Annotated in this window: 2 protein-coding genes; one reads left to right on the plus strand and one right to left on the minus strand. The window is 36.2% G+C overall.

Annotated features, from left to right (window positions below; all coding sequences use genetic code 11):
• The coding region (locus BAZSYMA_RS06845; protein ID WP_143243134.1) for a helix-turn-helix domain-containing protein at positions 1–187 on the minus strand (187 nt) is incomplete at its 3' end.
• A gap of 317 nt (positions 188–504) precedes the next feature.
• On the opposite strand from BAZSYMA_RS06845, the gene BAZSYMA_RS06850 reads away from it, so the two are divergent.
• A complete protein-coding gene (locus tag BAZSYMA_RS06850) occupies positions 505–939 on the plus strand; it encodes a hypothetical protein (protein ID WP_090717040.1) in 435 nt (144 codons plus the stop codon).
• Positions 940–1114: the final 175 nt, after the last annotated feature.

Here is a 1114-nt window from a genome sequence, read left to right on the forward strand (position 1 = left end):
CGCCAGCAAGCCTGTTGGCTTGCTTATGGCGATAGCCTCTTTTGCCAGTATTGCGAGATAATTCTCTAGAAATAGTTGATTTGTTTCTACCCATTGATTTGGCAATAAAGGTTTGGTTATATCCTTGTTTGTTTAGCAGGTAAATATGGTATCTTTGTTCGTAGGTCAATTGTGTATATTTTTGCATGTTTCACTCCTTTTTCTTGTCGGATTAAGGGTGGTTAATGTACCCTTTGGCCGACTAATTGAGTGTTGCACTTATGATGTGAATCTAAGAGATCTAATTTTTGCCCCATTGGCGATTTCTTTAAACCTTTTCCTAGCAGGGCTAAGGCTGTGTTTAAAAAATCGTCAAGTGGGTGAAAAGTGGGTTTCTGATGATTGTTCCTATTTATGCAAAGGTCTCTAAAAAGTGATATAATTAAACACAACACTCGGTAATCGTATTATAAGGTTGGGTGTTTAAAATTTTAAAGCAAAAATAAATTTAGGAGTTACTTGCCGATGTCAGATCTTTCAACACATTTAACATTAGAAAATGATACACCTTATACTTTAGATCTTGCAAGTAAAAGCATTGATCATGGTCACTGGACCACTGATCCACCTTCTACAATTGATACTCTTAAGGCTTCTCCATTTACTCTGACAGATGACTCGGCTGCTGCTGCAGGTTCGGAAGGAACTGTCGTGTATAGTATTACAGTTTCTGATACTAATGAAGAGGGTGGCGATCCTGTTGTTGCTACCTTTACTGTAAGGTTTTGTTGCTCGTATTCTGTAGATAATAACTATTGTTATTTTAGCACTTCTAATCCTAAATTATTTGCAATACATTTCAGAGTTAAAATTGGTGAACATGGTGTCTGGCATGACAATTATTGTCCAGAGGGCGGACATCCGGTGTATGCGGAACTTTTTATAAGGGTGCTTTCATAATATTTATATAATTTTAGAGTCATAAGGATAGTTTGTATGGATTTGTCTACCACTGTTTATTTAGTCAATCATATACTTTGTTGAATTTAAGTTACTTTTAAAAGAGGCGAATTCAACCCATAAGTGCAACACTTCCATTTAAAAAACTAGTCCTTGCCAGTCATCTTGGCAAAGA

Source organism: Bathymodiolus azoricus thioautotrophic gill symbiont (assembly GCF_001298715.1).
Lineage (GTDB): Bacteria > Pseudomonadota > Gammaproteobacteria > PS1 > Pseudothioglobaceae > Thiodubiliella.

What these genes read in the sequence shown, in the direction of transcription:
- BAZSYMA_RS06850 (WP_090717040.1), top strand. Translation starts at nt 505, where the DNA reads ATGTCAGATCTTTCAACACATTTAACATTAGAAAATGATACACCTTAT.